The 23,614-nt window shown below is 64.9% G+C and carries 25 protein-coding genes; 16 read left to right on the top strand and 9 right to left on the bottom strand.

What is annotated here, in order from left to right:
* The first annotated feature begins 71 nt into the window (after nucleotides 1-71).
* The 5 genes from AWY79_RS04765 to truA all read left to right on the top strand — a co-directional run bounded on the left by AWY79_RS04765 (nucleotide 72) and on the right by truA (nucleotide 3,863).
* Nucleotides 72-1,361, top strand: a complete 1,290-nt coding sequence (locus tag AWY79_RS04765) for a hypothetical protein (RefSeq protein ID WP_066801006.1) — start codon at nucleotides 72-74, stop codon at nucleotides 1,359-1,361.
* A gap of 80 nt (nucleotides 1,362-1,441) precedes the next feature.
* The gene (locus tag AWY79_RS04770; protein ID WP_066801008.1) at nucleotides 1,442-1,633 is read left to right on the top strand and encodes a hypothetical protein; all 192 of its coding nucleotides are present in this window, start codon (nucleotides 1,442-1,444) and stop codon (nucleotides 1,631-1,633) included.
* Nucleotides 1,634-1,673: 40 nt separating this feature from the next.
* Entirely contained in the window at nucleotides 1,674-2,114 is a 441-nt protein-coding gene (gene fliJ / locus AWY79_RS04775; RefSeq protein WP_066801010.1) for a flagellar export protein FliJ, read from the top strand.
* Entirely contained in the window at nucleotides 2,038-2,766 is a 729-nt protein-coding gene (locus AWY79_RS04780) for a MotE family protein (protein ID WP_066801013.1), read from the top strand. Before fliJ ends, AWY79_RS04780 begins: the two co-directional genes overlap by 77 nt.
* A 350-nt stretch (nucleotides 2,767-3,116) precedes the next feature.
* Nucleotides 3,117-3,863: a tRNA pseudouridine(38-40) synthase TruA gene (gene truA / locus AWY79_RS04785; protein ID WP_066801015.1), complete on the top strand. Its 747-nt coding sequence runs from the start codon at nucleotides 3,117-3,119 to the stop codon at nucleotides 3,861-3,863.
* Here the strand turns inward: truA and AWY79_RS04790 are convergent, their stop codons facing one another.
* Together AWY79_RS04790 and AWY79_RS04795 are read right to left on the bottom strand one after the other, a co-directional pair.
* The gene (locus AWY79_RS04790) at nucleotides 3,864-5,765 is read right to left on the bottom strand and encodes a FapA family protein (RefSeq protein WP_066801017.1); all 1,902 of its coding nucleotides are present in this window, start codon (nucleotides 5,763-5,765) and stop codon (nucleotides 3,864-3,866) included.
* A 138-nt stretch (nucleotides 5,766-5,903) separates the two neighbouring features.
* Nucleotides 5,904-7,166, bottom strand: a complete 1,263-nt coding sequence (locus tag AWY79_RS04795) for a BPL-N domain-containing protein (protein WP_066801019.1) — start codon at nucleotides 7,164-7,166, stop codon at nucleotides 5,904-5,906.
* 129 nt (nucleotides 7,167-7,295) lie between these two features.
* On the opposite strand from AWY79_RS04795, the gene AWY79_RS04800 reads away from it, so the two are divergent.
* The 3 genes from AWY79_RS04800 (at nucleotide 7,296) to cobA (ending at nucleotide 12,332) form a co-directional block, all read left to right on the top strand.
* A complete protein-coding gene (locus AWY79_RS04800; protein WP_066801021.1) occupies nucleotides 7,296-9,962 on the top strand; it encodes a valine--tRNA ligase in 2,667 nt (888 codons plus the stop codon).
* 140 nt (nucleotides 9,963-10,102) lie between these two features.
* Nucleotides 10,103-10,795 (top strand): Abi family protein, encoded by a 693-nt coding sequence (locus AWY79_RS04805; RefSeq protein WP_066801024.1) that lies wholly within the window; start codon nucleotides 10,103-10,105, stop codon nucleotides 10,793-10,795.
* Nucleotides 10,796-10,817: 22 nt separating this feature from the next.
* A complete protein-coding gene (gene cobA / locus AWY79_RS04810) occupies nucleotides 10,818-12,332 on the top strand; it encodes a uroporphyrinogen-III C-methyltransferase (protein WP_066801027.1) in 1,515 nt (504 codons plus the stop codon).
* Between the two features lie 57 nt (nucleotides 12,333-12,389).
* On the opposite strand, the gene AWY79_RS04815 is transcribed toward cobA, so the two are convergent.
* Nucleotides 12,390-12,725, bottom strand: coding sequence for a YegP family protein (locus AWY79_RS04815; protein WP_066801030.1), 336 nt, complete (start codon nucleotides 12,723-12,725; stop codon nucleotides 12,390-12,392).
* 214 nt (nucleotides 12,726-12,939) lie between these two features.
* Here AWY79_RS04815 and purN point away from each other — a divergent pair, with 214 nt between their 5' ends.
* The 5 genes from purN to AWY79_RS04840 all read left to right on the top strand — a co-directional run bounded on the left by purN (nucleotide 12,940) and on the right by AWY79_RS04840 (nucleotide 16,261).
* Nucleotides 12,940-13,644: a phosphoribosylglycinamide formyltransferase gene (purN, locus tag AWY79_RS04820; protein WP_066801032.1), complete on the top strand. Its 705-nt coding sequence runs from the start codon at nucleotides 12,940-12,942 to the stop codon at nucleotides 13,642-13,644.
* A gap of 286 nt (nucleotides 13,645-13,930) precedes the next feature.
* Nucleotides 13,931-14,467, top strand: coding sequence for a 3'-5' exonuclease (locus AWY79_RS04825; RefSeq protein ID WP_066806996.1), 537 nt, complete (start codon nucleotides 13,931-13,933; stop codon nucleotides 14,465-14,467).
* Complete coding sequence (gene cobM / locus AWY79_RS04830; RefSeq protein ID WP_066801035.1) at nucleotides 14,467-15,228, top strand: precorrin-4 C(11)-methyltransferase; 762 nt, start codon at nucleotides 14,467-14,469, stop codon at nucleotides 15,226-15,228. Before AWY79_RS04825 ends, cobM begins: the two co-directional genes overlap by 1 nt.
* A gap of 8 nt (nucleotides 15,229-15,236) precedes the next feature.
* Entirely contained in the window at nucleotides 15,237-15,635 is a 399-nt protein-coding gene (locus AWY79_RS04835) for a secondary thiamine-phosphate synthase enzyme YjbQ (protein WP_066801039.1), read from the top strand.
* Nucleotides 15,635-16,261: a LysE family translocator gene (locus AWY79_RS04840; protein ID WP_066801042.1), complete on the top strand. Its 627-nt coding sequence runs from the start codon at nucleotides 15,635-15,637 to the stop codon at nucleotides 16,259-16,261. The genes AWY79_RS04835 and AWY79_RS04840 overlap by 1 nt, the downstream gene beginning before the upstream one ends.
* A 74-nt stretch (nucleotides 16,262-16,335) precedes the next feature.
* On the opposite strand, the gene AWY79_RS04845 is transcribed toward AWY79_RS04840, so the two are convergent.
* Nucleotides 16,336-18,450, bottom strand: a complete 2,115-nt coding sequence (locus AWY79_RS04845; protein ID WP_066801044.1) for a methyl-accepting chemotaxis protein — start codon at nucleotides 18,448-18,450, stop codon at nucleotides 16,336-16,338.
* Between the two features lie 279 nt (nucleotides 18,451-18,729).
* On the opposite strand from AWY79_RS04845, the gene AWY79_RS04850 reads away from it, so the two are divergent.
* Complete coding sequence (locus AWY79_RS04850) at nucleotides 18,730-19,233, top strand: cache domain-containing protein (RefSeq protein ID WP_066801047.1); 504 nt, start codon at nucleotides 18,730-18,732, stop codon at nucleotides 19,231-19,233.
* A gap of 3 nt (nucleotides 19,234-19,236) precedes the next feature.
* On the opposite strand, the gene AWY79_RS04855 is transcribed toward AWY79_RS04850, so the two are convergent.
* Both AWY79_RS04855 and AWY79_RS04860 read right to left on the bottom strand, forming a co-directional pair.
* Nucleotides 19,237-19,461, bottom strand: coding sequence for a hypothetical protein (locus AWY79_RS04855; RefSeq protein WP_133987236.1), 225 nt, complete (start codon nucleotides 19,459-19,461; stop codon nucleotides 19,237-19,239).
* 98 nt (nucleotides 19,462-19,559) lie between these two features.
* On the bottom strand, nucleotides 19,560-20,453 hold the full coding sequence (locus AWY79_RS04860; protein WP_066801053.1) for a mechanosensitive ion channel family protein: 894 nt from the start codon (nucleotides 20,451-20,453) through the stop codon (nucleotides 19,560-19,562).
* 149 nt (nucleotides 20,454-20,602) lie between these two features.
* Between AWY79_RS04860 and AWY79_RS04865 the strand changes: the two genes are divergently transcribed.
* Nucleotides 20,603-20,920 carry a DUF4389 domain-containing protein gene (locus tag AWY79_RS04865; RefSeq protein WP_066801055.1) on the top strand — a complete coding sequence of 106 codons (318 nt, stop codon included), beginning with the start codon at nucleotides 20,603-20,605 and terminating at the stop codon, nucleotides 20,918-20,920.
* Nucleotide 20,921: 1 nt separating this feature from the next.
* On the top strand, nucleotides 20,922-21,191 hold the full coding sequence (locus tag AWY79_RS04870; RefSeq protein WP_066801058.1) for a cysteine-rich small domain-containing protein: 270 nt from the start codon (nucleotides 20,922-20,924) through the stop codon (nucleotides 21,189-21,191).
* A 4-nt stretch (nucleotides 21,192-21,195) separates the two neighbouring features.
* On the opposite strand, the gene AWY79_RS04875 is transcribed toward AWY79_RS04870, so the two are convergent.
* From AWY79_RS04875 to AWY79_RS04885, 3 genes are read right to left on the bottom strand one after another with little or no spacing between them, the layout of a single operon-like run.
* Nucleotides 21,196-21,639, bottom strand: coding sequence for a hypothetical protein (locus AWY79_RS04875; RefSeq protein ID WP_066801061.1), 444 nt, complete (start codon nucleotides 21,637-21,639; stop codon nucleotides 21,196-21,198).
* 47 nt (nucleotides 21,640-21,686) lie between these two features.
* A complete protein-coding gene (locus AWY79_RS04880; protein ID WP_066801064.1) occupies nucleotides 21,687-22,889 on the bottom strand; it encodes an HD-GYP domain-containing protein in 1,203 nt (400 codons plus the stop codon).
* A gap of 15 nt (nucleotides 22,890-22,904) precedes the next feature.
* On the bottom strand, nucleotides 22,905-23,570 hold the full coding sequence (locus AWY79_RS04885; protein ID WP_099093231.1) for a flagellar brake protein: 666 nt from the start codon (nucleotides 23,568-23,570) through the stop codon (nucleotides 22,905-22,907).
* Between the last annotated feature and the right edge of the window lie 44 nt (nucleotides 23,571-23,614).

Raw genomic sequence — 23,614 nt, forward strand, 5'->3', positions numbered from 1 at the left:
CATAGTTCCTGTTGAAGGGATAAACAAACAAGCCCGCCTTTTGGCGGCGCAAAAGCGGAATACAATTATTGATGAATAATAAATACAAAGCGTTGTCCTGTCCCCGGGGGCTGCTCCCCCTCTTTGCCGCGCTGCTGGCCCTGTGCCTGTTCGCGCCCGTCGCCATGGCCGAGGACGATCCCAAGGGGATCATGGAAGTGGACCTTTCCCCCAAGCCCGCCCCCCTGGACGAGACCGTGGAGAAGGGCATTTCGCACCTGTTCAAGGTCCTGGACGACAAGACGGTTCCCCTGTCCGTGGCCGAGATCGCGCCCATGCTCGACTTCGTCATCGGCGTGGACGCGGACCCCAAGGACATCGAGCCCGCCAAGCGGTTCAACGGCCGGGGCATCTGCCTGCGCCGCGACGTGAAGACCGACCTGGCCCACATCCTCAAGTATTTCTACAATCCGGACATCCCCAACTACCTGCTCTGCCCGGCGGTGCTGCGCATGTCCGGCTGGCACCAGGGCAGCGAGTTCCTGAACCGCTCGAGCGGGCTGTGGGAAGAACTGCCGAACCTCGACCGGCCCGTGATCACCCGGGGCCGCGAGTTCGAGGTCACCACCCCGGACTCCTTTGCCGAGGCGTACTACGGCTACAACCTGAACCGGCTGATGATCCTGCTCAAGCACAACGGCAAGAACGTGCTCATCTCCGTGTCCCGGCAGGAGGACAAGTCCGAGGTGGGACGCAAGGGCGCGATCCTGGACGACCGCCAGTGGGACTATTTCTATTCCGGGCTTGAGGGCCTCAACCGGGGCATGATCGGCTGGATGGACACCTTCACCTACGCCTCCGGCTCGGTCCAGGTCTTTGCCGAACAGGACGCGGATGCCCCGCGCAGCACGGTTTTTCTGTTCAAGTGGCTCCGCGCGGGCTGGGCGGGGATGAACGTGGTCCAGCGCAGCCATATTTATGACGGAACCCTGCGTTACGTGCGCAGCTTCTCCAAGGTGGTGGAGTCCAAGGACCTGACCCCCGAGTTTCTGGTCAACGGCCTCAAGACGGTGCTGAACATGCCCGAAAGCCGCATGAACACCCTGATCAACGAATACGCGCGCAATTTCGAGGCCCGGTTCAAGAACGATCCCAAGCTTCAGGATTCCGACTACGCCAAGGTCATTCGCGACGGCGGCTACGCCGAGGTCCTGGACGCCAACGCCCGCCGTTCGGTGCTGGCGCTCGAAAAGCTCAAGTCCATGCTCGGCATGGAGACCCTGGTCACCCTGGACGAGACCCCGCGCCCGCAGCCCGTGGCCGAAACCGCTTCCCCCGTGGGCGAGCAGGTGGCCGAGCGCGAAGTTCTGCCCGGCAGCTAGCCAGCGGCAGGGATACGAGGTATATTGGCGGCGCGCCGGGGTTCCGGCGCGCCGTTTCATTTTTCCCGAGGAGGAAAGCCATGCTCGTCAAAGCCTGTGATGCCCGGTTCCTGTTCTGTCCCCTGCTCATGACCCACGACGACAAGATGAAGATGTGCCAGGTGGCCCAGTGCATGATGTGGCGCTGGGTGGACCGCGAGGCCGAGACCGGCTACTGCGGCCTGGCTGGAAGCCCTGCGAAGCCCGTAAACCCGGTACAGGTGTCCGGCTAACCCCATTTCCCCGGCCCCGGTTTCGCGGCAAGGATGTTCCATGGCCAAACCGTTTCATTTCAAGCTCGACAAGGTGCTCGACTATCGCGAGCAGCTGGAAGACCAGGCCAAGGGCGTCCTGGCCCGCGCCCGGGCCGCGCGAGACGCCAAGGCCGAGGCCGTCGAGGCCCTGGAAGAACAGCTGCGCGCCCACCTGCAAACCGAAGCCGCGTCCCGCAAGTCGGCCAACGACATGTGGCTGTGGCGACAGTACAAGGAAGCGCTGGAACAGGACCTGTCCATCGGTCGGGTGGAGCTGAGCGGTTTGGAACTCAAATTGCAAAGATGCCGCCTGGAGGCGGTGGAACGCTCCAAGGAGAAAAAGCTCCTGGAGAAGCTCAAGCAAACGCAAGCCAAGAAGCACCATGATCAAGAAAACGCCCGAGAAGAAAAGGAAAACGACGAAATGGCAACGATCCGGTACGAACGTCAGGATCACTAGGGTACTCGCCAGCCTCGTCTTTCTGGCCCTGCTCAAGCTCGCCGTGTTCGGCCTCCTCAGCGTCGATTCTATGACGCTCAAGACCGTGGCTTCGGTCCTTCCGGATTCCGTGACCGGCATCGCCGCCGCCCAAGATTCCGGTGCCGCCGGTGCCAATGGTTCCGCCGCTGCGCCCCCGGCCACGCCCATCGCCGACAAGGCCGACTCCGCGGCCAACCGCGCCGCGCAACAGGAGGCCGAGCTGGATCAGGCCGCCAAGGCCCGCACCGAAGCCGACATGCCCGCGGAATGGAAGGCCCTCAAGAAAAAGGAAGAGGAGCTGGCCATCAAGGAGCGCACCCTGCGCGAGATGGAAGCGTCCATCAAGGCCGAGGCCGAAAAGGTCGCCAAGCTCCACGCCGAGATCAAGTCCATGCTCGACGAGGCCAAGCAGATCAAGGATCAGCGCGTCAAGCAGCTGGTCGACATGCTCTCCAACACCAAGGCCAAGAAAGCCGCCGAAATCCTCCAGTCCATGGACGACGTCCTGGCAGTCAAGGTGCTCTCCGGCATGCGCGGCAGACAGGCGGGCGAAATCCTCTCCTTCGTGGAATCCAAAAAAGCCGCCAAACTCTCCGAAGAACTCACCCGGTTGCAGATCCCCTTCGAATAGAAGGGGAATGCCTCCGGCGCTGGGGGAAGGGAGGGAAAAACCCTTTGAAAAGGGTTCTTTCCCTCCCTTCCCCCAGACCCCCAACCCTCCCTTTTCCCAAACTTTTCGTGTGCCTTCGGCAGGGCCGTGCGGACGCAGGTGTCCGTGCGGCTTTTTTTAACTAAAACAGGTGAAACGGCACGGCCTTTCTTCACCCTCGCCATTCGCGAAGCGACCCAAGAAGTTTTGGGAGGATGAGGGGGAGGGGGTCCGGGGGAGGGGGAGAAGGGGCCCTTTTCCAAAAGGGCCCCTTCTCCCCCTCCCCCGTGCCTTTCATTGAACAACGGCGGGGGTTGGCGTATAGGCTTTGCATGATGCGGATCAGACTGACCTTGGCCTATGAGGGCACGGATTTTTGCGGCTGGCAGTTGCAGCCTTCGGACCGCACGGTGCAGGGCGAGCTGGAGCGGGCGCTGTCCGTGATCCTGGGCGGCCCGGTGCGGGTGCACGGTTCGGGACGCACGGATTCCGGGGTTCACGCCCTGGGCCAGGTGGCCCATTTCGACTGTCCCGACGGCCGCGAGGGGTTCCCTTGGCGGCGCAGCCTGAACGCCCTGTTGCCGCCCGACGTACGGGTGGTGGACGCGGGGATGGCCGCCGACGACTTCCACGCCCGGTTCGGGGCGCGGTCCAAGACCTACGAATACCGGCTGTGGCACGAGCGGGAGTTCTGCCTGCCCCAGCGCAGGCGGTTCGTCTGGGCGTGCGGCCCGGTGGATTTCGAGCGCATGGAGGCGGCGGCCCGCGTCCTCACGGGCGAGCACGACTTCGCGGCCTTTCAGAACGTGGGCACGGACGTGGGGTCCACGGTGCGCACCGTGACCTCCATCGAGCGGCTGGCCGCTGATTCTCCCCTTGAATCCGCCTGGCGGTTCTCGGCGGACGGGTTCCTGAAACAGATGGTCCGCAACCTGATGGGCTGCATGGTGGCCTGCGGGCGCGGCAAGCTGTCGGTGGAGGAGGTGCGGACGATCCTTGCGTCGGGCGACCGGACCACGGCTCCGGCCACGGTCCCGCCCCAGGGGTTGACCCTCATCTCCGTGGTCTACGGGTCCTGATTACTTGCAGCCGATCTCGCGCCGCCGGGCGTCCCAATAGAAGACCGAGGCCTCCAGCCGCTTGTCCACGGTGCGGCGCACGGTGCCGAACCGGATGACCACGCCGGGATGGACGAGTCGGTTGACCTTGATCGTCACCCCTTCCAGCTCTTCCTGGTGCTGGAGGGCGAGTTGGTTGATCCGTTCGCTCAGCGTCTTGCGGCGGCGCACCAGGGTCTGGCGGTGCTTGAGCACCTCTGCCACGGCGGGCCGCTTGGAAGGCGGGGTGCGGGCCAGGAGCGCCTGCGGCGATTCCGTGCCGAGGGCGCCGTCGATCTTCTGGATGGCCTGGACGACTTTGGCCCGCTCCTGGCGCAGCTCCTCGTCCTGGGCGCTTTCGATGTGCACGCCGACCACGGTGGCCACGCCCAGCTCCGAACCGATCTCGTTGACCTCCACGCCCTTCCTGGTGAGGATCTCGCCCCCCTGGATGGTTCCCTTGCCGGACAGGGCGTAGAGCTTGCCCTCGGCCTGGATTACGGAATTCTGGATTTCGTTGGTGATGTGCACGTCCCCGCCGGCCCGGATGCGCGCGTTGGCCGCGTAGCTGGCGACGACGTCGCCTTCGGAGACCACCTCGCCGCCGTCGGGCATGAGGATGCCGCCCTTGACCTCCACCTGGCCGCCCGCGTGGATGGTGGCGCTCTCGATGGACCCCTCGACGATGACGTGCTTGGGAGCCGAGACCGAGAACCCGGACTGGACCGATCCCCGGATCTTGACCGAGCCGTGCTCGACCTTCACGTTGCCGGAGTTGAGGTCCACGTTGCCGTTGACCAGCAGGCAATCGGTCACGGACAGGGTGCCGCGCTCCATGACCACCACGCCGTTGGTCCGGGACTCGTAGGACACGCCGTCGGGCATGAGCAGGACGTTCTCGCCCAGGTGGACGTGCAGCTCGTGCCCTGCGCTGGCCGGGATGGTCTTGCCGTAGATGTCGATGCCGCCCTCGCCCGAGGTGGGGCGGTGCAGCCGGGCGATGATCTGGCCCGGAGCGGCCATGGGGTAGATCCCCCGGTTGCGGAAGTCCAGCCGTCCGGTGTCGTCCTCGGTACCGGCTTCCTCGCGGGTGGAGACCAGGTATTCCAGCCAGCCGTCGCGGCCCGGGATGGGGTGCTGGCCCTTGACCAGGACCTGATTCGGCAACGGCATGTCCAGCTCGGCGGCCTGGTTCAGCTTGGCTTCGAGCTTGTCCAGGTCCGGGTCGATGAGCACGCCCATGTCGCGCAGTTCCTTGTCGATGCGCGCCGGGGTGATGGGTTCGCCCTTGAAATCCTTGTGGCGAATGGTGCCGATGACCTCGACCTCGTCCTCGGTGATGCGGGCCGCCGGGTCCACGGCGACCACGCCGTCGGTGATCCGGGCCGTGCCCCAGACGCGGGAGCGGAACGCCTTGGCCGCCGGGTCCCATTCCACGTTTTCGCCGGGTTCGGCCTCCAGCTCCTTGGGCACGAACTTTCGTTCGGGCGTCAGGGGGCGGCCGTCGATGGTCACGCCGTTGGCGGCCTTGGCCGCCGGACGGAAGCGCAGGAATTGATCATTGGGAAAGACGGGATATTCCAGGTCGCCCAGGGCGGCGAGGCTCGCATCGCGCGGCTCGGTGGGGGGCACGCCCCGGACCAGGGTGATGCCCCTGAACTCGTTCCCCAGTTCCACGGCCTCCACGATGCGCCGGGCCGCCTCTTCGTCGATGGGAAGCCGGACTCCCGCCTCGGCCACCTGGCGGCGCAACAGTTCGACGCTCGGGCCTTCCCCCCCGGAGGGCGGGAAGTATCGGTTGACGCCGAGCTTCATGCCGTCCTCGGACAGGCAGAAACGGAACCGGGCGTCCTTGCTGTTGTTCTGGCCCTTGTCGTCGGGCATGGCTCACCGTGGTGTTACTCGGAGAACGCGGTCCCTTTTCCGGCCCATGCCGTGAAGGGGCGGCGACACGTGCTGTAACAATATCACAGGAGGCGGGAATCTGGCAATTGACTGATAATTCGGGAATTTCAGGAATAGTTACGATGAGGCGGGACGGGAGAGGCGCCAGTACAATTCCTCCAGGGAGCCGGCAAGATCGGCAAAGATGCCGCCCGGTTCCGGCGGCAGCCCGAACAGGGCGCGGCGCTGGTCCCGAAGGCCTTCCTTGGAGACCGCGCCGGTGTCCGAGTGAAATACGGTCATGGCCAGCCGTTCGGCCAGCAGGTAGCCGGTCAGCCCGTTCTTGAGCAAATGCATGAGCACCCGGAAGCGGTCCCGTTCGCCCTCCCAGAAGCGCAGGGTGTCCTGGTCGGGCTCGCCGGCCAGGGATTCGCAGATGAGCGAGTAGAGGGTGTTGATCCCCGCGCCGGGGATGCCGCGCCGCCAGCCGAGCAGCCACGGGTTGCGCCAGAAGAGCAGGAAGTGGTCCGCGCCGGTGCGGATGATCTCCTCCATGGCCCGGCGCGCCTCCAGCAGGACCTCGTCCTCCCAGGCGATCTCGCGGGCGGCCACGTCCCAGGCCGGGACCGGTCCCTTGGCGGCCATGGCCGCCGGGTCCTCGCCCAGGATCGTGGCCAGCAGGTGCAGCAGCCAGCGGTTGGCCTGGGGCGACGCCGGGGTCTCCAGGTGGGCGTAGCTCAGGATGACGCGCCCCCGGCCCAGCCGGTTGGCCGCCACAACGGGCTGGCCCTCCATGAACCGCGGGCTCAGGTCCACGCCGTAGAGGGCCTCCCAGTCGTTCATGGTCCCGCCGGGCAGGGTGGCCAGGTTCAGGTCCGCCACCCAGAAGTCCGGGCCGGGCGCGCCAAAGCGGGCCAGTATCTCCACGGACGGGTCGGACGGCTCGAACCGCCCGGGCCACCAGACCGGGAGCAGGACCTCGTCCATGCCGTCCGGCACCAGCTCGGACCCGGTGTCGAGTCGGGCCTCCACGTGGCCGGACATGAAATGGTGCAGCCGGTTGGTGTACGGCTTGCGCGACCAGGGGGACAACCCCAGCCCGAAGGGTCCGGTGAGCGCCAGACCGGCCCCGCCGCAGAACCCCAGATAGGTGCCGCCCGCCTCCACAAAGGAGCGCACGGCGTCCATGCCGTCCGTACCCAAGCGGTCCGCCTTGCCCTTGGCCCGGCCGCCGGGCACGATGAGCGCCTGCGGGACCTCGCCGAACTTGCCAGCAAGCGCGCCATCGGCTATTTCTGAGCCGCGCACGAGACGGTGGGGCACGGACCACGCCCTGAGCGCCCTGGCGACCAGCAGTCCCCAGAAGTGCGATTCGTCCCAATATATATGTATGCTTGACATGTGCGGCTCTCTTGACAAGGGTAGCCCGACGCTATCAAAGGCGCAGCCACTTGCGCAAGCGTAACCATACGAAATTTCAAGCCGTCGGTCACGGGATACCGGCGCACGCAGCATAAAGGAAGGAACCGCATGGCCCGGAAAGAGTTAGCCAAAGCCTACGAACCGTGGGATGTCGAGGAGAAGTGGGAGAGCCACTGGGAAGCGAGCAGGACCTTCAGCCCCGATCCCGACGGTCCGGGCGAGTCCTACTCCATCGTCATTCCCCCGCCCAACGTCACCGGCGTCCTGCACATGGGCCACGCCCTGAACCTGACCCTCCAGGACATCCTCTGCCGCTTCAACCGGCAGCAGGGCAGGAACGTCCTGTGGGTCCCCGGCACCGACCACGCGGGCATCGCCACCCAGAACGTGGTCGAGCGCCAGCTCAAGGGCGAGGGGCTGACCCGCGACGACCTGGGCCGCGAGAAGTTCATTGAGCGCGTCTGGGAATGGAAGAAGGAGAAGGGCGATCACATCCTGAGCCAGATCCGCCGCATGGGCGCGTCCGTCGACTGGACCCGCGAATGTTTCACCTTCGACGACCAGCGCGCCAAGGCCGTGCGCCAGGTCTTCGTCAAGCTCTTCGAGCAGGGGCTGATCTACAAGGGCGACTACATCATCAACTGGTGCAACCGCTGCCACACCGCCCTGGCCGACGACGAGGTCGAGCACGAGGCCAAGCCCGGCAAGCTCCACCACATCAAGTACCCCCTGGCGGACGGGACCGGCCATCTGATCGTGGCCACCACCCGGCCCGAGACCATGCTGGCCGACACGGCCATCGCCGTGAACCCGGACGACGACCGGTTCAACAAGTATATCGGCAAGACCGCCATCCTGCCCCTGGTGGGCCGCGAGCTGCCGATCATCGGCGACAGCTACGTGGACATCGAGTTCGGCACCGGCTGCCTCAAGGTCACTCCGGCCCACGACATGAACGACTGGGAGCTGGGCCGCAAGCACAACCTTGAGGTCATCTCCATCCTGGACGAGCAGGGATTCGTCAACGAGAACGCGCCCGAGAAATACCGTGGCCTGTCCGTGACCGACGCCCGCAAGATGGTGCTGGACGAACTGGAGTCCGAAGGGCTGCTCAAGGAGATCGTGGACCACGATCACTCGGTCGGCGTCTGCTACCGCTGCAAGTCGACCATCGAGCCGCACGTCTCCACCCAGTGGTTCGTGTCCATGAAGCCGCTGGCCGAGAAGGCGCGCGCCGCCGTGCCCGCCGAGACCCAGATCTTCCCCGAGCACTGGACCAAGACCTACTACCAGTGGCTGGACGAGATCCGCGACTGGTGCATCTCCCGCCAGATCTGGTGGGGCCACCGCATCCCGGCCTGGACCTGCGAGGAGTGCGGCGAGCTGATCGTTTCCATCGACGACCCGACCGTCTGCACCAAGTGCGGCTCCTCCAAGCTCGTTCAGGACGAGGACGTTTTGGACACATGGTTCTCCTCGGCCCTGTGGCCGTTCTCGACCCTGGGCTGGCCGGACGACACCCGTGAACTGGCCCGCTACTACCCGACCTCCTGCCTGGTCACCGGGTTCGACATCCTGTTCTTCTGGGTGGCGCGCATGATGATGATGGGCCTCCAGTTCATGGAGCAGGTCCCGTTCAAGCACGTCTACATCCACGCCCTGGTCCGCGACGAGCAGGGCAAGAAGATGAGCAAGTCCACGGGCAACGTCATCGACCCCCTGGACATGATCGGGAAGTACGGCGCCGACGCCCTGCGCTTCACCCTGACGAGCTTCGCGGCCATGGGGAGGGACATCAAGCTCTCCGAGCAGCGCATCGAGGGCTACAAGCACTTCATGAACAAGATCTGGAACGCCACCCGGTTCGCCATGATGAACCTGCCGGACGAGATTCCGGCGGTGGAGTTGTCCGAGGCCGACGGGCTGGCCAACCGCTGGATTCTCCATCGTCTGGAGGAGGTCAAGGCGGCCGTGGCCGAGGCCACTGTGGAATACCGGTTCAACGAGATCGCCCAGACCCTGTACAAGTTCATCTGGTCCGAGTTCTGCGACTGGTACCTGGAGATGATCAAGCCCGCCCTGTACGGCGAGGACGAAAAGGCCAAGGCGGCCACGCAGAAGGTCCTGTGGACCGTACTCTCCGAGACCATGGTCCTGCTCCACCCGGTGACCCCGTTCATCACCCAGGAGATCTGGAACGTCCTGCCCCGCCCCGCCGGCGACGACCGCAGCGAGGACATCGCCACCCTGCCGGCCCCGGAAAAGCGGCCCTCCTGCCTGGACCCCAAGGCCGTGGACGAGATGGACCTGTTCATGGGCGTGGTCTCCGGCACCCGCAACATCCGCACCGAACTGCTCATCGAACCGGCCAAGAAGCTCGACCTGCTCATCCGCACGGTCAACGACGACGACAAGGCGGTCCTCACGGCGAACCTCGGGCTGATCCAGTCCCTGGCGCGCATCGAGAACATCACCGTGGGCCCCGACGCCAAGGGCCCCAAGGCGTCCGGCGCGGCCGTGGTGCGGGGCAACGAACTGTCCGTGCCGCTTGAGGGCGTGGTGGACTTCGAGGCCGAGCTGGCCCGGCTGGACAAGAACCTGGCCAAGCTCGAAAAGACCATGAAGGGCGTGGCCGGCAAGCTCAAGAACCCCGGCTTCGTGAACAACGCCCCCGCCGAGGTCGTGGAAGGCGAAAAGACCAAGCTCGCCGAAATGGAAGAAGAAAAAACCAAACTCACCCAGCTCAAGGCGCGCCTTGAGTCCGTCATGGGGTAGAAGAAAAAACGAAGCCCCTCAAGAGAGGGGCTTCGCATTGAACCTTGAGGACATCACCGAGTCTGGCTCGGGAGGGGTTTCTCTCAAGGACGGCAAGATAGATATAAACACGGTTCGTAAAAAAAGCAAGCAACCACGATATGGCTGGCCAGGACGGACAAAGTAACCTCGAAGAGCTTGTGAAAAGCCTGTCTGTCGAGCGGCTCATGCCCTATCGGCTCCCCCGCCGCTCCAATCCCGACGAGAGCGAATTCGACTGGCTGCTGCGTTATATCTGGAACATCAGGTTGTGCGAATCTCTGTATCCGGGCCTTCAGAACCTTGAGATCGCTTTGCGAAACGCAATCCATAGCGCGCTTTCGACTTCCTATGGAACCGAGTTTTGGTTTTTCGAGGATGGATTGCTCAAGGCCGGGGAGCTGGAAAGCATCCGCAGGGCGGAGCGAACGATCCCCCGGAACAAGAGAAAACTGGCGGGTAAGTTCATAGCCGAATTGGGATTCGGTTTTTGGGTTTCCCTGCTCCACAAACGATACCATGACTCTTTGGTTCCCAAAATCATGAAATCGGCGTTTCCCGGAAAGCGGCGGTCAATTAGACGGTCATCGGTTGTTGGGGATTTGGATACTATCCGTAAGTTGCGCAACAGGGTGTTCCATCATGAGCCGATCTGGAACAACCCCAACCTTGCCTCCTTGCACAATCAGATTTTGCAGTATATCGCTTGGCTCAACTACGAGCTGTTCGTCGTTTCCCGAGGGGTGGATCGCTTTGAGACGATCCACGGGGAAGGGACGGCACCCTATAAGGAAGTAATCGCGGCACTGGGGTGACCGCGCATAATCGGAGAAACAGATGGCAAACGTATTCCTCGTCGGAGCCGGTCCGGGCGATCCGGGCATGCTGACCCTGCGCGCCAAGGAGATCATCGAGACCTGCGACATCATGATCTACGACTACCTGGCCAACGCCGACTTCCTGAAGTGGTGCAAGCCGGATTGTGAGATCCTGTACGTGGGCAAGAAGGGCGGGGACCACACCCTGCCCCAGGACAAGATCAACGACCTGATCGTGGAGAAGGCCAGGTCCGGCCTCGTCGTCTGCCGCCTCAAGGGCGGCGATCCGTACGTCTTCGGGCGCGGGGGCGAGGAGGGCGAGGAGCTGGTCGAGGCGGGCATCGACTTCGAGGTCGTGCCCGGCATCACCGCGGGCGTGGCTGCCGCCGCCTACGCGGGCATCCCGGTCACCCACCGCGATTTCACCACCTCGGTCTGCTTCATCACCGGCCACGAGGACCCGACCAAGGCCGAGTCCGGCAACAACTGGGAAGTCTACGGTCGGTCCAACTCCACCCTGGTCTTCTACATGGGCGTGGGCAACCTGCCCATGATCGCGCAAAATCTCATGGAAAACGGGCGGCCCGCCGACACCCCGGTGGCCCTCGTGCGCTGGGGCACCCGCTGCAACCAGACCTCCTTCGTGTCCGACCTGGAACACGTGGCCGAAGAGGCCCAGGCGCGCAACTGGAAGGCCCCGTCCATCATCATCGTGGGCGGCGTCTGCTCGCTGCACGACAAGCTCGGCTGGTTCGAGAAGAAACCGCTGCTCGGCCAGGGCGTGGTCGTCACCCGCGCCCGCGAACAGGCCTCCGGCCTGGTCAACGTGCTGCGCTCCCACGGCGCGTGCGTGCACGAGTTCCCGACCATCTCCGTGGAGCCGCTTGCCGACTACAACGAGGTCGAGACCGCCATCCTGCAGCTCGCCCGCTACCAGTGGGTGGTGTTCACCTCGGTCAACGGCGTGAAGTTCTTCTGGGAACAGCTGCGCGAGATCGGCCTGGACGCCCGCATCTTCGGCGGCATGCAGATCGCGGCCATCGGACCGGCCACCGCCGACGAGCTGCGCGCACGCGGCATCGAGCCGGACTTCATCCCCGAGAAATACGTGGCCGAACACGTGGTCGAAGGGCTGCTCAAGCGCGGCATCCAGGGCTCGGACGTGCTCATTCCCCGCGCCAAGGTCGCCCGCGAGGTCCTGCCCCGCGAGCTCAAGGAGGCGGGGTGCAACGTCACGGTCCTGCCGGTCTACGAGACCCGGCTGGTCCAGGCCGACGGCGACGAGATCATGACCGCCCTGGGCGCGGGCAAGATCCGGTACGTGACCTTCACTTCCTCGTCCACGGTGGAGAACTTCTTCGAGCTCGTCCCGGCGGACGTTTTCAAGAATTACCCGGACGTCAAGATCGCCTCCATCGGCCCGGTGACCTCCGAGACCGTCAAGCGGTTCGGCTTCACCCCGGCCCTGGAACCCGAGGATTACACCATCCCCGGCCTGGTGGACGCGCTGATCAAGGACGCCACCGGCGAATAACCCTCGCCGACAGACGCAAGAAAAGGCCCGGCCCGCTCTCTGCGGTCCGGGCCGTTTTTATGGCAGGATGTCGATGATGGTCGTGGTCGGGCCGTTGGCCTTGACCGATTCGATGCCCTTTTCCATGGCCTGTGCGGAGGAGTACATCTCGCTCACGCCGATGATCTGGTGGTTGGCGGCCTTGAGCACGAAATAGGGCTCCCCGGCCTTGGATTGGCGGCGCTCGTAGCGCTCGTCGAGCGGGGAGTTGGTCTGCACGCTCGCAATGCCGTTGGTGCAGGCGTCCTTGGTCGTATATCGCTCGCTGGTCAGGATGATCTGGCCGTTGGTGGCCAGAAGGTTGAACATCCACTGGCCGTCCGTGGTGGGTTTGCGTTCGTATTTTCCCGGCATGGGCGTTCTCCTTGCGTTGACCGGAAGCCGATCGCGGCCGCCGTGACAATTCATTGAGTTTGTTCGACAATGCTTACCTCTATCATGTTTCGCCGCGCAGGGCCACCGGCCGGTGCCAAATTCCCGTTACGCTGTCCTTGAAAAAACGGCCGCTTTAAGCCAAGTTCTGGGGCGGGGCGATTCCGCGTCCCGCCAATCGTTCAAGGGAGCGTCCATGCCAATGCCCATTGCCGTCCTCGTATCCGGGGGCGGGTCCAATCTGCAAGCCATCATCGACCGCATCGAAGCGGGCATGCTCGACGCCGAGATCAAGGTGGTGGTGTCCAACAAGGCCGACGCCTTGGGCCTGACCCGGGCCAAAAACCATCACATCCCGACCCGCGTGCTGCTGCACACCGAGTTCGACTCGCGCGAATCGTTCGACGAGGCCATGGTCCAAGCCATCCGGGAGTCCGGCGTGACCCCGCAGGGCGTCGTGGCCATGGCCGGATTCATGCGCATGGTCACCCCGGTGTTCCTCAACGCATTCAAGGGGCGGGTCGTGAACATCCACCCGGCCCTGCTGCCGAGCTTTCCCGGCGTGCGCGGCCAGTCCGACGCCGCGGACTACGGGGTCAAGATCGCCGGCTGCACCGTGCATTTCGTGGACGAGAAGATGGACCACGGCGCGGTCATCATCCAGGCCGCCGTGCCGTGCCAACCGGGCGAGGGCGGCGACAGGCTCGGCTCGCGCATCCTGCGGCTCGAACACCGCGTCCTGCCCCAGGCCCTGCAATGGCTGGCCGAGGATCGGCTCACCGTGGACGGCCGGTTCGTGCACCTCAAACCGTCCACCCGGAACCTCGCCATCCAACCCATGGCCGACGTGGACGTCGAAACCCAAGCCCTGGTCTGGCCGCCTCTGGAAGAAGGCTTTTAGAGATGCCTCCGGCGGCCAGAGGGGAAACTTTTGAAAAAGTTTCCCCTCTGGACTCCCCTTCAAAACTTTTTGTGTGCCTTCGGCAGGGGCGTGCGGGAGCGGGGGGGAGATCCGAAAACGATATTTTGAATTAACCCGATAAGACAGATCCATCCCCGCGACCCGACCCGCGAAGCGGCACCAAAAAGTTTGGGAAAAGGAGGGGATGGGGGTCCGGGGGAAGGGGAGGAAAGAACTCTTTTCAAAGGGTTTTTCCTCCCCTTCCCCGGCGCCGGAGGCGCTCTTCATGCCTGATGTAAATGACGTTCGGTTTGTGGCCATTGATTTCGAGACGGCGGACCCCAAGCGGGATTCGGCGTGCGCGGTGGGCATTGTGGTGGTCGAGGGCGGCGAGATCGTGGCCCGCGACTACCGCTTGATCCGCCCGCCCCGGTCGAAGTTCAACCCGTTTTGCGTGCAGGTGCACGGCATCCACTGGGCGGACGTGTGTGGCGAGCCGAGTTTCGGCGACCTGTGGCCGGAATTGCAGTTGTGGTTCCGGGACGCGGATTTCATCGTGGCCCACAACGCGGCCTTCGACAAGTCGGTGCTGCACACCTGCTGCCGCGAGTCCGGCTGGGACGCGCCGGTCCAGCCGTTTTTGTGCACGGTGCAGCTGTCCAAGAAGACCTGGGCCCTGCCTTCCAACAAGCTGCCCGCCGTGTGCGCGCACTTGGGCATAGAGCTGAACCACCACAACGCGGCCTCGGACGCCGAGGCGTGCGCCCTGATCGCGGTCAGCGGGCTGCGCGAGAATCCCGCGTTCCTGGGCAAGGTGCTGTGATGGCGCAGGTCTGTTTCATCGGCGCGGGGCCGGGCGACCCGGAGCTGCTGACCGTCAAGGGGCGGCGGCTCATCGGCGAGGCGGACCTGGTGCTCTACGCCGGGTCCCTGGTGCCCGCCGAGGTGGTGGCCGGGGCCAAGGAGGGCGCGAAGGTGGCGGACTCCGCGTCCATGAGCCTGGAGCAGACCCACGCGCTGATCATGGAGACCGTGCGCGCGGGCGGCACGGTGGCCCGGGTGCATACCGGCGACCCCGCGCTGTACGGCGCGATCCGCGAGCAGATGGCGCTGCTTGAGGCTGAGGGCGTCCCGTGCGCGGTGGTGCCGGGCGTGACCGCCGGGTTTGCGGCGGCGGCAGCGGCGGGGCGGTCGTACACCGTGCCCGAGGTCACCCAGACGTTGATCTTCACCCGGCTGGAGGGCCGTACTCCAGTGCCGGAACGCGAGGCGCTGCGGAAGCTGGCGGCCCACGGCTCGGCCATGTGCATTTATCTTTCGGCGGGCGATCCCGAGGGCGTGCAGCGCGAGCTGCTGGCCGGGGGACTGGACGCGGCCACCCTGGTGGTCATGGCCTACCGCGTGGGCTGGCCGGACGAGAAGGTGGTCGAGACCGAGCTGGGCCGCTTGGCGGTGAGCGCCCGCGAGTCCGGCTTCACCCGCCAGACCGTGTTCCTGGTCCTGCCCGGGCAGGGGCGCGCGGACGCGGGTACGGCCCGCTCCCTGCTCTACGACGAGCATTTCAGGCACATGTACCGCAAATAGGAGACAGCATGGAGATTTTGGAGATACGCACCCACGAGCGGGAAGAGCTGGCGGACATCACCGGCGCGGTGCGACGCATGATTTCGGCCAACGGCTGGTCCGACGGCGCGCTGCTGCTCTACTGCCCGCACACCACGGGCGCGGTGACCGTCAACGAGGGGGCGGACCCGGACGTGGTCCGCGACATCGTGGTCAACATGCGCAAGCTGGTCCCGCACCGGGGCGACTACCGCCACGCCGAGGGCAACTCCGACGCGCACATCAAGTCCTCCCTGTTCGGCTGCGACCAGATGGTCATCGTCGAGGGCGGCAACCTGATGCTCGGCACCTGGCAAAAGATCTACTTCTGCGAGTTCGACGGCCCGCGCACCCGCAAGCTGTGGGTCAAGTGGCTGGGGGACAAGTGATGCTGACCCCGGAGGTGACCGGCGCGTTTTTCGCGGCCAGCGTGCTGCTCGGGCTGGCGCCGGGGCCGGACAACCTGTTCGTGCTCTCGCAGTCGGCCCTGCACGGGCGTTGCGCCGGACTTTCGGTGATGCTCGGCCTGTGCACCGGGCTGCTGGTCCACACCTCCGCCGTGGCCTTCGGGGTGGCCGTGATCTTCCAGACCTCGGCCCTGGCCTTCTCGCTGCTCAAGTACGCGGGCGCGGCCTATCTCGCCTGGCTGGCGTGGGGCGCGCTGCGCGCCCCGGCCTCGACCCTGCCGCCCGGCTCGACGCCCGCCGTGAGCCGCTGGAAGCTCTACCGGCGGGGTATCCTGATGAACGTCACCAACCCCAAGGTGTCGGTCTTCTTCCTGGCCTTCCTGCCGCAGTTCGCGGACCCAGCGCGCGGCTCGGTCACGGTCCAGATGCTGCTCCTGGGCGGGCTGTTCATCGCGGCCACGGTCCTGGTCTTCGGGGCCATCGCCCTGCTGGCCGGGACCCTGGGCCAATGGCTGGCCCGGTCCGCCCGCGCCCAGGTGATCCTCAATCGGCTGGCCGGACTGGTCTTCCTCGGCCTGGCCCTGAAGCTGGCCACCGCCGAGCGGTAGGCCCCGGCCCCGACCGGCAGAAAGCCCCCGTCTCCGATCGGAGACGGGGGCTTTTTGCTGTTCCGGGAGTGAGGCTAGGCGACCATCTGCTGGATCAGGTCGTCCAGCTCGGCGGCCAACCGTTGCAGGTCGTTGACGGCGGACGCCGCGTGGTTCATGGACTTGCTGGTTTCGCTGGAGACCCGGCTGATGTCCTCGGTGGCGCGGGAGATTTCCTCGGCCGAGGCGGACTGCTGCTCCGAGGCGGCGGCAATGGACTGAACCTGCTCGGAGGAATCGTCGGAGAAGGCCACGATCTCGTCCAGGACCACCAGGGCCTTGTCCGCCAGCCGGGTGCTGGCCTCGATGGCCTTGGCCGCCGTGTCCGTGGAGGCGATGTTCACGCGGCTCGACTGCTGGATGGCGCCGACCGCGTTGTTGACCTCGGTGGTAGCGGACATGGTCTTCTCGGCCAGCTTGCGGACCTCGTCCGCGACCACGGCGAAGCCGCGCCCGGCCTCGCCCGCGCGGGCGGCCTCGATGGCCGCGTTCAGCGCCAGCAGGTTGGTCTGGTCCGCGATATCGCTGATGACCTCGATGATGGTCCCGATGGAGTGGGCCTGGTCGCCCAGGCCGGTCATGTCCGCCTTGAGCCGCTCGGCGTGGGCCTGGACCTCGCGGATGGCCTCGACCACCTGATTGACCACCCTGGCCCCTTCCTGGGCCTTGTTCATGGTCTCGCCGGTGTTTTCGGCGGCTCGGCTGGCGTTTTTGGCGACTTCCAAAACCGTGGCGTTCATTTCCTCCATGGCCGTGGCGGTCTCCTCGGTGCGGGCGTTCTGGATCTGGGTGCCCCGGTTGGCCTGTTCCACCTGCGCGCCCAGGTCGGTGGAGGCCTCGGCCAGGGTGTGGGAAATGGACGACGCCTGCTGGGCCAGCCGCTCGACCTTGCGCTGCATGCCCAGGATCTCGGTCTGGTCCACCACGATCTCCACCGCGCCGACCACCTTGCCGCGCGCGTCGAGGATGGGCTTGCCCGTGTACTTGATGTCCAGGTCCATGCCCTGGGGATGGGCGTCGGTCTCGGAGGTCTCCATCTCGCCGGAGCGCATGGATCGGGTGCAGGCGCATTGCGCGGTATGGCAATCCGAGGTCCTGAAGATGTCGTGGCAGTTGACCGCGGCGTAGTCGCCGTGGGTCGCGAACCCGCCCAGGGTCCGGCCCTGCTCGTTCAGGAACAGGACGTTCAGTTCGGTGTCCACGGTCATCACCGGCAGCGGGATGGTGTCCAGGTACTTGATCAGCGCGTCGGCGATCTCGTTGCCCCGGCCCAGGACCACGGCGAACTCGCCTTCCAGCCCCTCGGCCGAAGCCTTGGTGCGCAGCTTGCCCACGGTGATCGCCTCGGTGGTCTCGGCCAGTCTGGCCGAGAGGTCCTTGAGCACCCCGGTGATGGAGACCAGGCTGGCGCAGAGGCGGCCGATCTCGTCTCCCTGGCGCACGTCCAGGGCGGCGTCGAAATTGCCCCTGGCGATCTCGCGGGCAAAGGCCTCGGCCTTGCGCGCCGGGCGAGAAAGCCCGAGGGAGATGATCACGGCCAGCAGGATTGCGGCGGCCACGCAGCCAACGGTGACCAGGGTGGTGGTCTCGCTCAGATGTTCCAGGGTCGTCGTGAAGGACGCCTGGCGGGAGAGCAGCCGCTCGTTGACGCCTTCAAGCAGGGCGTCCGTCTGGTCCATGGCGATCTGGAACTGCTTTTCCACCCGCTGGCTCATGGAGTAGAGCCGCAACCGGCTGGCGTCGCTCTTCTGCAGCAGCGGCAGGAGTTCCTTGTCCATCATGTCCATGAGCTGTCCGTAGGCCGCGGTGAGTTCGGCCACGTTGGACTCCATGCCCAGCTCCTTGCCCAGCCCTTCGACCAGTTTCAGGTCCTCGGCGGCCCGGGCCTTGAGTTCGACCGACTTTTTTCTGGCATCGGACAGGTCCTGGCGGATCAGCGCGTGGGCGAAGAATCCGTTTATGGCTTCGAGCCTCGAATCCAGGCGAAGGAGGGAAACCACCTCTGCGGCGGCCGTTTTCTGTTGTTCCTGAAAGTCGGAAAGGCCGTCGATGGCCTGTTCCTGAAACACGGCGAACCCGGTGAAGAGCAGCGCGAGGAGAGAGAAACCGATGGCGAGTCTGGCGAAGATAGGCAACCTGTTGAACTTCATACTCTATTATCCGTTTTTGGAAGATGGTTGCAAATCCTTTGAGGGGCCATGCGCAAGCGCGACCTCATGTGAACATATGATTTACTGACCTACAAGGTGGGATAAAATCCCGAGGAAGTCCACCTTCCTGTTGTAGTTTTTCCCGCCCCCTCCGCCGGTGACGAGGCAGGGGATTCCCGGCCGGGAAGGGGCGGGCGGTCGGGCATGGTGTTCCGCCGCGAATTTTGCTATATTCGTGGCAGGGCATAGAAAGGCCGAGTTGAGAGGAAGGAGGTCGCGGTGCTCCGTTGGACAGGCGTCATACTGGCCGTTTGGTTGGCCGCAATCCCGGCGTTTTCCGCCGAGAAGCCTCCCCGTCCCAAGGCCGTGCGCTCGGATATCCAGCTGGCCGTTCAGGTGGCGGCCTCGGGCCTGGGCGGACTGGTGGCGGGCGTCGAAGGGCGGGAGGAGCGGCTGCGCCTCATTCGCGGCTATGTGGCCAAGGCCCGTTTCTTCCCCGACGGCGAGGGGTACTTCTTCGTCTACGATCTGGAGGGCATCTGCGTGGCCCACGGCGTTCAGCCCGAGTTGGTGGGCCGCTCCCTCATAAATCTGAAGGATGCGTCTGGGTTCTCCGTGATCCGAGCCCTGGTCGAAGTGGGCCGCAAGGGCGGCGGCTACATAGAATACGCCTGGCCCAAGCCGGGCAGCGAGGGCGACTTCGACAAGATCGGCTACGTGGAAGCCATCCCCGGCACCGACTACATCATCGGTTCCGGCCTCTATTTCGTGGATCTCCGCTAGGCCTCAGCCGGGCGCGTCCCCCAACGGGTTGGTCACCCCCAGCCGCTTCAATTCCGTCCTTATGGTTCCGTCCCCCGCGGCCTTGCGCCGCAACTCCCGTTCCCGCTTGGCGCAGGACACGCACGCCCACCCGTCGCTGTGGTTGAACCGGCTGCGCAGCCGGCTCAGGTAGCGGTGGTAGGTGGTGGCCCCGCAGTGCGGGCAGAATCTGGCCTGGAGTATGCTCACGTTCGGTCCCTCGGCCCCCATGGGCAGGCCCAGAGTACGCCACGGACGGCGTCCGGGGGTCACGGCCCGGTGACGAAGGCGTGAAGAGACCGGGAAGATCAGGCCGGGGCGGCTCCGGCCAGATTGACGTTGTTCATGTGGGTGGGAATGTTCCGCTCCTGGAACTCCCGGATGAGCCGGGTGGCGATGTCGCTCTTGAGGTTCCACGCCTCGGCCGGGGAGTCTGCCCAGGCGGCCACCCAGCAGGTCACGCTCTCCTTGTCCATGCGCATGACCCAGAACTGCGGCGGCTCCTGCGCGTTGTGGTGCTGGCTGGTGGCGGCCACGCGCGTGGCGATGTCGCTGACCTCGCCCAGGTCCGCCTCGTAGGAGACCGAGAATTCCAGATAGGCCCAGAGCAGGGAGTCGTTGAGCGTCAGGTTGACGAACTCCTTGTTGAGCATCCGGCTGTTGGGGATGACGTACCGCTTCCAGTCCCAGGTCTTGATCTTGGTGTGGGTGATGGAGATGTCCTCGACGGTTCCGTACTGGCCGTCCATCATCAGGGTGTCGCCCACCCGGAGCTGGCGCGAGAAGCTGATGACGATGCCGGAGATCATGTTCTCCACCAGGGGCCGGGCCGCGATGCCGACCACCGCCGTGGTCACGGCGATGATGATGGACAGCATGGTGCTCGGCAGCTTGCCGATGAAGGGAAAGGTCAGGGCCATGACCCAGACCACGAACACGCACAGGACCAGGGTCCTGCGGATGATGGTGAACCGGGACCGGACGCCCTTGATGATCTGGTTGCGTTCCTGGCGCTCCTGGCTGTCGGACAGGACCTCGGTGGGCATGGCGGCTGCGGTCTCGGGGTCCTTGAGCAGCTTGGTTATCCGTCGCACGCGGCTTTCCCGGAAGGAAGTCACCCTGGCGTGGAGCCAGAGATAGGCGGCCAGGGCCGCGAAGGTTATGCCGGCGAGGTAGGCGACGAGATTCACGTTTTCGGGCATGGGTCTCCTTTTGCTGTTTCGTTCTCAGCCCAGCCTACGGACAAACGGCCGTTTTGAAAAGGGAAGGAGCTTTTTGCGCCCCCAGGTTGCGTCGGAGGGGCACCGTGGGGTACGCTACAGGTCCCGAAATGCAAGAATGGAGGTTCCCCATGGCCACAGAAACCCGCGCCACCACCGTCAGCCGCACTGAAATCCTGAAACGGTTCCTGGTCACCCTGGTGTGCATGATCTTTTTCGAAGTCCTGAAGCTCATCGTCCAGGTGGCCGTCCTCTTCCAGTACGGCTACCTGCTGGTCTCCAGGAAGCGGAGCGAACCGCTCCGGGCATACTGCAACGTGCTTTCGCAATACGGCTACCGGCTGCTGCGCTACGCCACCCTGAACGACAACAGGCGGCCGTTCCCCTTTGCCGAGTTCCCGTCGGACGAGGATTGCGAGCCGCCGGTGAAGCAGGTACAGTTCCGCTGAGATGAAGAACAGCTACCGCTTTTTCAGCAACACGGACTGCGAGTACTTTCCCTGCCACAAGACCCGGCGGCCGGAACGGTTCAACTGCCTGTTCTGCTACTGCCCGCTCTACTTTTTCGAGGAGTGCGGCGGCAACTACCGGATTCTGGATTCCGGGGTCAAGGACTGCACCGACTGCCTGATCCCTCACACCCCGGAGGGATACGATCACATCCTGGCGCGGCTGCGGCAGCGGTTCGCCGAGGTCCGGGACGGGGTCGGAGAGGAATGAACCGTCAGCAGCCCCGCCTGGCGTTGAAGGGCGAGTGGGTCATGTAGTAGCTCAGTTCCCGCTCCAGCTGGGCGCGCTCGCGCGAGGCCTGGCGCTCCTGGGCCTCCATGTCCGTGGAGTTGTCCTGGAACCGGGACAGGGCCACGAAGCACTGCTTGACCCGGGCCAGCTCGTCGTGCTGCTTGCTGCGCCAGAAATAGTAGGCCATGATCTTGGCCGCGCTCTTGACGTCCTCCTTGGAGTGAGGCAGACGCCCCTGGTCCAGGGGGAAGCTCTCGCCGTCCTCCACCAGGGGGAGCACCGCGATCAGGACCTCCTTGGCCCGCTTGAGGGACTCGGGCGAAATCCGGTAGACCCGGACCTTCCGCGTGCTGGAGTGCCACCAGCGGACCCCGTAGAGCACCAGCGTCAGGACGATCACCCCCAGCCATATGTTCATATCCAGCATCGACGCTCTCCTGCGCTGCGGAGCCGTGGTTTCGCGGCGGGCACGGCTCAGTTCCCGCTCAGGTAGGACAAGAGGTTCTTGCGGTAGGCCGAAGGATCGGCGCAATCAACGATCTCGATGCGCGAGGGCGGTTCCTCCTGGTCCATGAGGTCCACGTCCCGCGTCTGGATCGGGTTCATTGCCTGGTCCATGACGATCCGTATCTTGGGGGTCAGCGGCTGGCTGGAGTTGGACTCGAAGACCAGGGCGTACTCCCCGGTGTTGAGCCGGACGAAGCTGCCCGCCGGGAAGATGCCCAGACACTTGATGAACAGCTGGACCTCCATGGGGTCGAAGTCCTGGTCGCGCATGCCGTACATGATGCCCAGCGCCTTGTTGGGCAGGATGGCCTGCTTGTAGCAGCGGTCCGAAGTCAGGGCGTCGTAGACGTCCGCCAGGCAGAGGATGCGCGCGAACGCGGGAATGTCCTTGCGGACCAGGCCGCCCGGATAGCCGGACCCGTTGTATTTCTCGTGGTGGTGCTTGACCGCCTCCAGCACCTGGGTCGGGATGTCGCCGTTGCGTTGCAGGATGGTCCGTCCGTAGGCCGGGTGGCGCTTGATCTCCTCGCACTCGGCCTTGCTCAGGCGGCCCGGCTTGTTGATGATCGCGGCCGGGACCGTGGTCTTGCCCAGGTCGTGCATCATGCCGGAGACGCCGAGCAGGATGAGCTCCTCGCGGGACATGCCGATGTACTCGCCGAAGACCACGGCGATGGCGGCCACGTTGATGGAGTGGGTGTAGGTGTAGTCGTCGAAGTCGGACAGCTTGGCCAGGCAGACCAGGGTGTCCGGGTTGGACACCGCGGACTCGACGATGGCGCTGGCCGTCTCCAGGGAGGTGGCGTAGTCCATCTTGCGCCCCAGCTTGGCGTCTCGGACGATGTGCATGGCGTGGGCCATGGCGTCCTCGTAGGTGACCATGGCGTCGCCCAGAGCCTGGTGGAAGGGCACGCGCGGCTTCTGCTCGCGGTCGTGGTCGCGCCCGGCGATAAGCTCGTTGAGGCGCTCCTCGTCGGTCATCCCCTCCCCGTCGTCCAGGGCCACGAAGGTCTCCTTGTAGCCCAGCTCCAGCAACCGGGCCACCTCCTCCTCGGACTCGATGATGCCGGGTTCCATGTACAGGTAGGGGAGCCGTTGCCACATGTCGTGGGCCACCTGGACCACCTCCATGCCGGGTTCCAGCTCTTCTATGGAAATTTTTTTGATCATGCTTGTCCCGCTCGCTTACCGGGTCAGTCGCTGCATTCGTTCAAGGTAGTTGCCGATGCGTTCCTCTTCTTCGGCGTTGGGGTCGAGGAACATGGACCCCAGCGTGAGCAACCCCTGCTCGCGCTGCACGTTGCGAACCATGATGGGCAGCTTGATGGCGCCCTCGGCGCCGAGGTTCAGGCTGAGGATCAGGATGGCCCCGGCCTCCACGGCGGCGATTCGGTCACGCGCCTTGGCGCGGACCGACACTCTGCAGCCCGTGCTGCTGATGTTCAAGATCAGGCAGTCGTGTTCGCCCTCGTCGGAATAGAGGGTTCCGTCGAGGTTGCAGTTGGTCCGGGAATCCCGGCGCAGCTGCACTTTTTCCATGACCGTCGGGTAGTCGAAGAAGAGGAGGGAGGTGGGAGAGCTGATGGCGTTGCGGACGAGGGTCTTGAACCCGTAGACGGTTCCCTGGTGGACGTACTTGACGATGATCTGGCCGCCCATGGCCAGCTCCTCGCGAAGGCTGGAGGGCAGACGGATGGAGGCGATGAGGTAGTCGTAGGGATCGAAGCCGACGATTTTGCCACGGTACGCGAGGTCCATTCCCGGCACCCGGACGATGACGTCCTTGCCCAGCGAGATCGAAAGCTGGACGCCGGGTATCTTCATGACCTTGGCGTCGGCTTGCACGGTCATGGCGCCGTCTGGATCTTTCCGGGTGAGGTCCTTCATGGCGAGTC

Origin of the sequence: Pseudodesulfovibrio indicus (assembly GCF_001563225.1) — a bacterium.
GTDB lineage: Bacteria > Desulfobacterota > Desulfovibrionia > Desulfovibrionales > Desulfovibrionaceae > Pseudodesulfovibrio > Pseudodesulfovibrio indicus.

What these genes read in the sequence shown, in the direction of transcription:
- AWY79_RS04870 (WP_066801058.1), top strand. Translation starts at nt 20,922, where the DNA reads ATGAAGAACAGCTACCGCTTTTTCAGCAACACGGACTGCGAGTACTTT.
- AWY79_RS04780 (WP_066801013.1), top strand. Translation starts at nt 2,038, where the DNA reads ATGATCAAGAAAACGCCCGAGAAGAAAAGGAAAACGACGAAATGGCAA.
- AWY79_RS04835 (WP_066801039.1), top strand. Translation starts at nt 15,237, where the DNA reads ATGGAGATTTTGGAGATACGCACCCACGAGCGGGAAGAGCTGGCGGAC.
- cobM (WP_066801035.1), top strand. Translation starts at nt 14,467, where the DNA reads ATGGCGCAGGTCTGTTTCATCGGCGCGGGGCCGGGCGACCCGGAGCTG.
- AWY79_RS04880 (WP_066801064.1), bottom strand. Translation starts at nt 22,889, where the DNA reads ATGATCAAAAAAATTTCCATAGAAGAGCTGGAACCCGGCATGGAGGTG.
- truA (WP_066801015.1), top strand. Translation starts at nt 3,117, where the DNA reads ATGATGCGGATCAGACTGACCTTGGCCTATGAGGGCACGGATTTTTGC.
- AWY79_RS04875 (WP_066801061.1), bottom strand. Translation starts at nt 21,639, where the DNA reads ATGCTGGATATGAACATATGGCTGGGGGTGATCGTCCTGACGCTGGTG.
- AWY79_RS04815 (WP_066801030.1), bottom strand. Translation starts at nt 12,725, where the DNA reads ATGCCGGGAAAATACGAACGCAAACCCACCACGGACGGCCAGTGGATG.
- AWY79_RS04885 (WP_099093231.1), bottom strand. Translation starts at nt 23,570, where the DNA reads ATGACCGTGCAAGCCGACGCCAAGGTCATGAAGATACCCGGCGTCCAG.
- AWY79_RS04795 (WP_066801019.1), bottom strand. Translation starts at nt 7,166, where the DNA reads ATGTCAAGCATACATATATATTGGGACGAATCGCACTTCTGGGGACTG.
- AWY79_RS04825 (WP_066806996.1), top strand. Translation starts at nt 13,931, where the DNA reads ATGCCTGATGTAAATGACGTTCGGTTTGTGGCCATTGATTTCGAGACG.
- AWY79_RS04800 (WP_066801021.1), top strand. Translation starts at nt 7,296, where the DNA reads ATGGCCCGGAAAGAGTTAGCCAAAGCCTACGAACCGTGGGATGTCGAG.
- AWY79_RS04790 (WP_066801017.1), bottom strand. Translation starts at nt 5,765, where the DNA reads ATGCCCGACGACAAGGGCCAGAACAACAGCAAGGACGCCCGGTTCCGT.
- AWY79_RS04860 (WP_066801053.1), bottom strand. Translation starts at nt 20,453, where the DNA reads ATGCCCGAAAACGTGAATCTCGTCGCCTACCTCGCCGGCATAACCTTC.
- AWY79_RS04805 (WP_066801024.1), top strand. Translation starts at nt 10,103, where the DNA reads ATGGCTGGCCAGGACGGACAAAGTAACCTCGAAGAGCTTGTGAAAAGC.
- AWY79_RS04845 (WP_066801044.1), bottom strand. Translation starts at nt 18,450, where the DNA reads ATGAAGTTCAACAGGTTGCCTATCTTCGCCAGACTCGCCATCGGTTTC.
- AWY79_RS04765 (WP_066801006.1), top strand. Translation starts at nt 72, where the DNA reads ATGAATAATAAATACAAAGCGTTGTCCTGTCCCCGGGGGCTGCTCCCC.
- fliJ (WP_066801010.1), top strand. Translation starts at nt 1,674, where the DNA reads ATGGCCAAACCGTTTCATTTCAAGCTCGACAAGGTGCTCGACTATCGC.
- AWY79_RS04840 (WP_066801042.1), top strand. Translation starts at nt 15,635, where the DNA reads ATGCTGACCCCGGAGGTGACCGGCGCGTTTTTCGCGGCCAGCGTGCTG.
- AWY79_RS04865 (WP_066801055.1), top strand. Translation starts at nt 20,603, where the DNA reads ATGGCCACAGAAACCCGCGCCACCACCGTCAGCCGCACTGAAATCCTG.
- AWY79_RS04770 (WP_066801008.1), top strand. Translation starts at nt 1,442, where the DNA reads ATGCTCGTCAAAGCCTGTGATGCCCGGTTCCTGTTCTGTCCCCTGCTC.
- purN (WP_066801032.1), top strand. Translation starts at nt 12,940, where the DNA reads ATGCCAATGCCCATTGCCGTCCTCGTATCCGGGGGCGGGTCCAATCTG.
- cobA (WP_066801027.1), top strand. Translation starts at nt 10,818, where the DNA reads ATGGCAAACGTATTCCTCGTCGGAGCCGGTCCGGGCGATCCGGGCATG.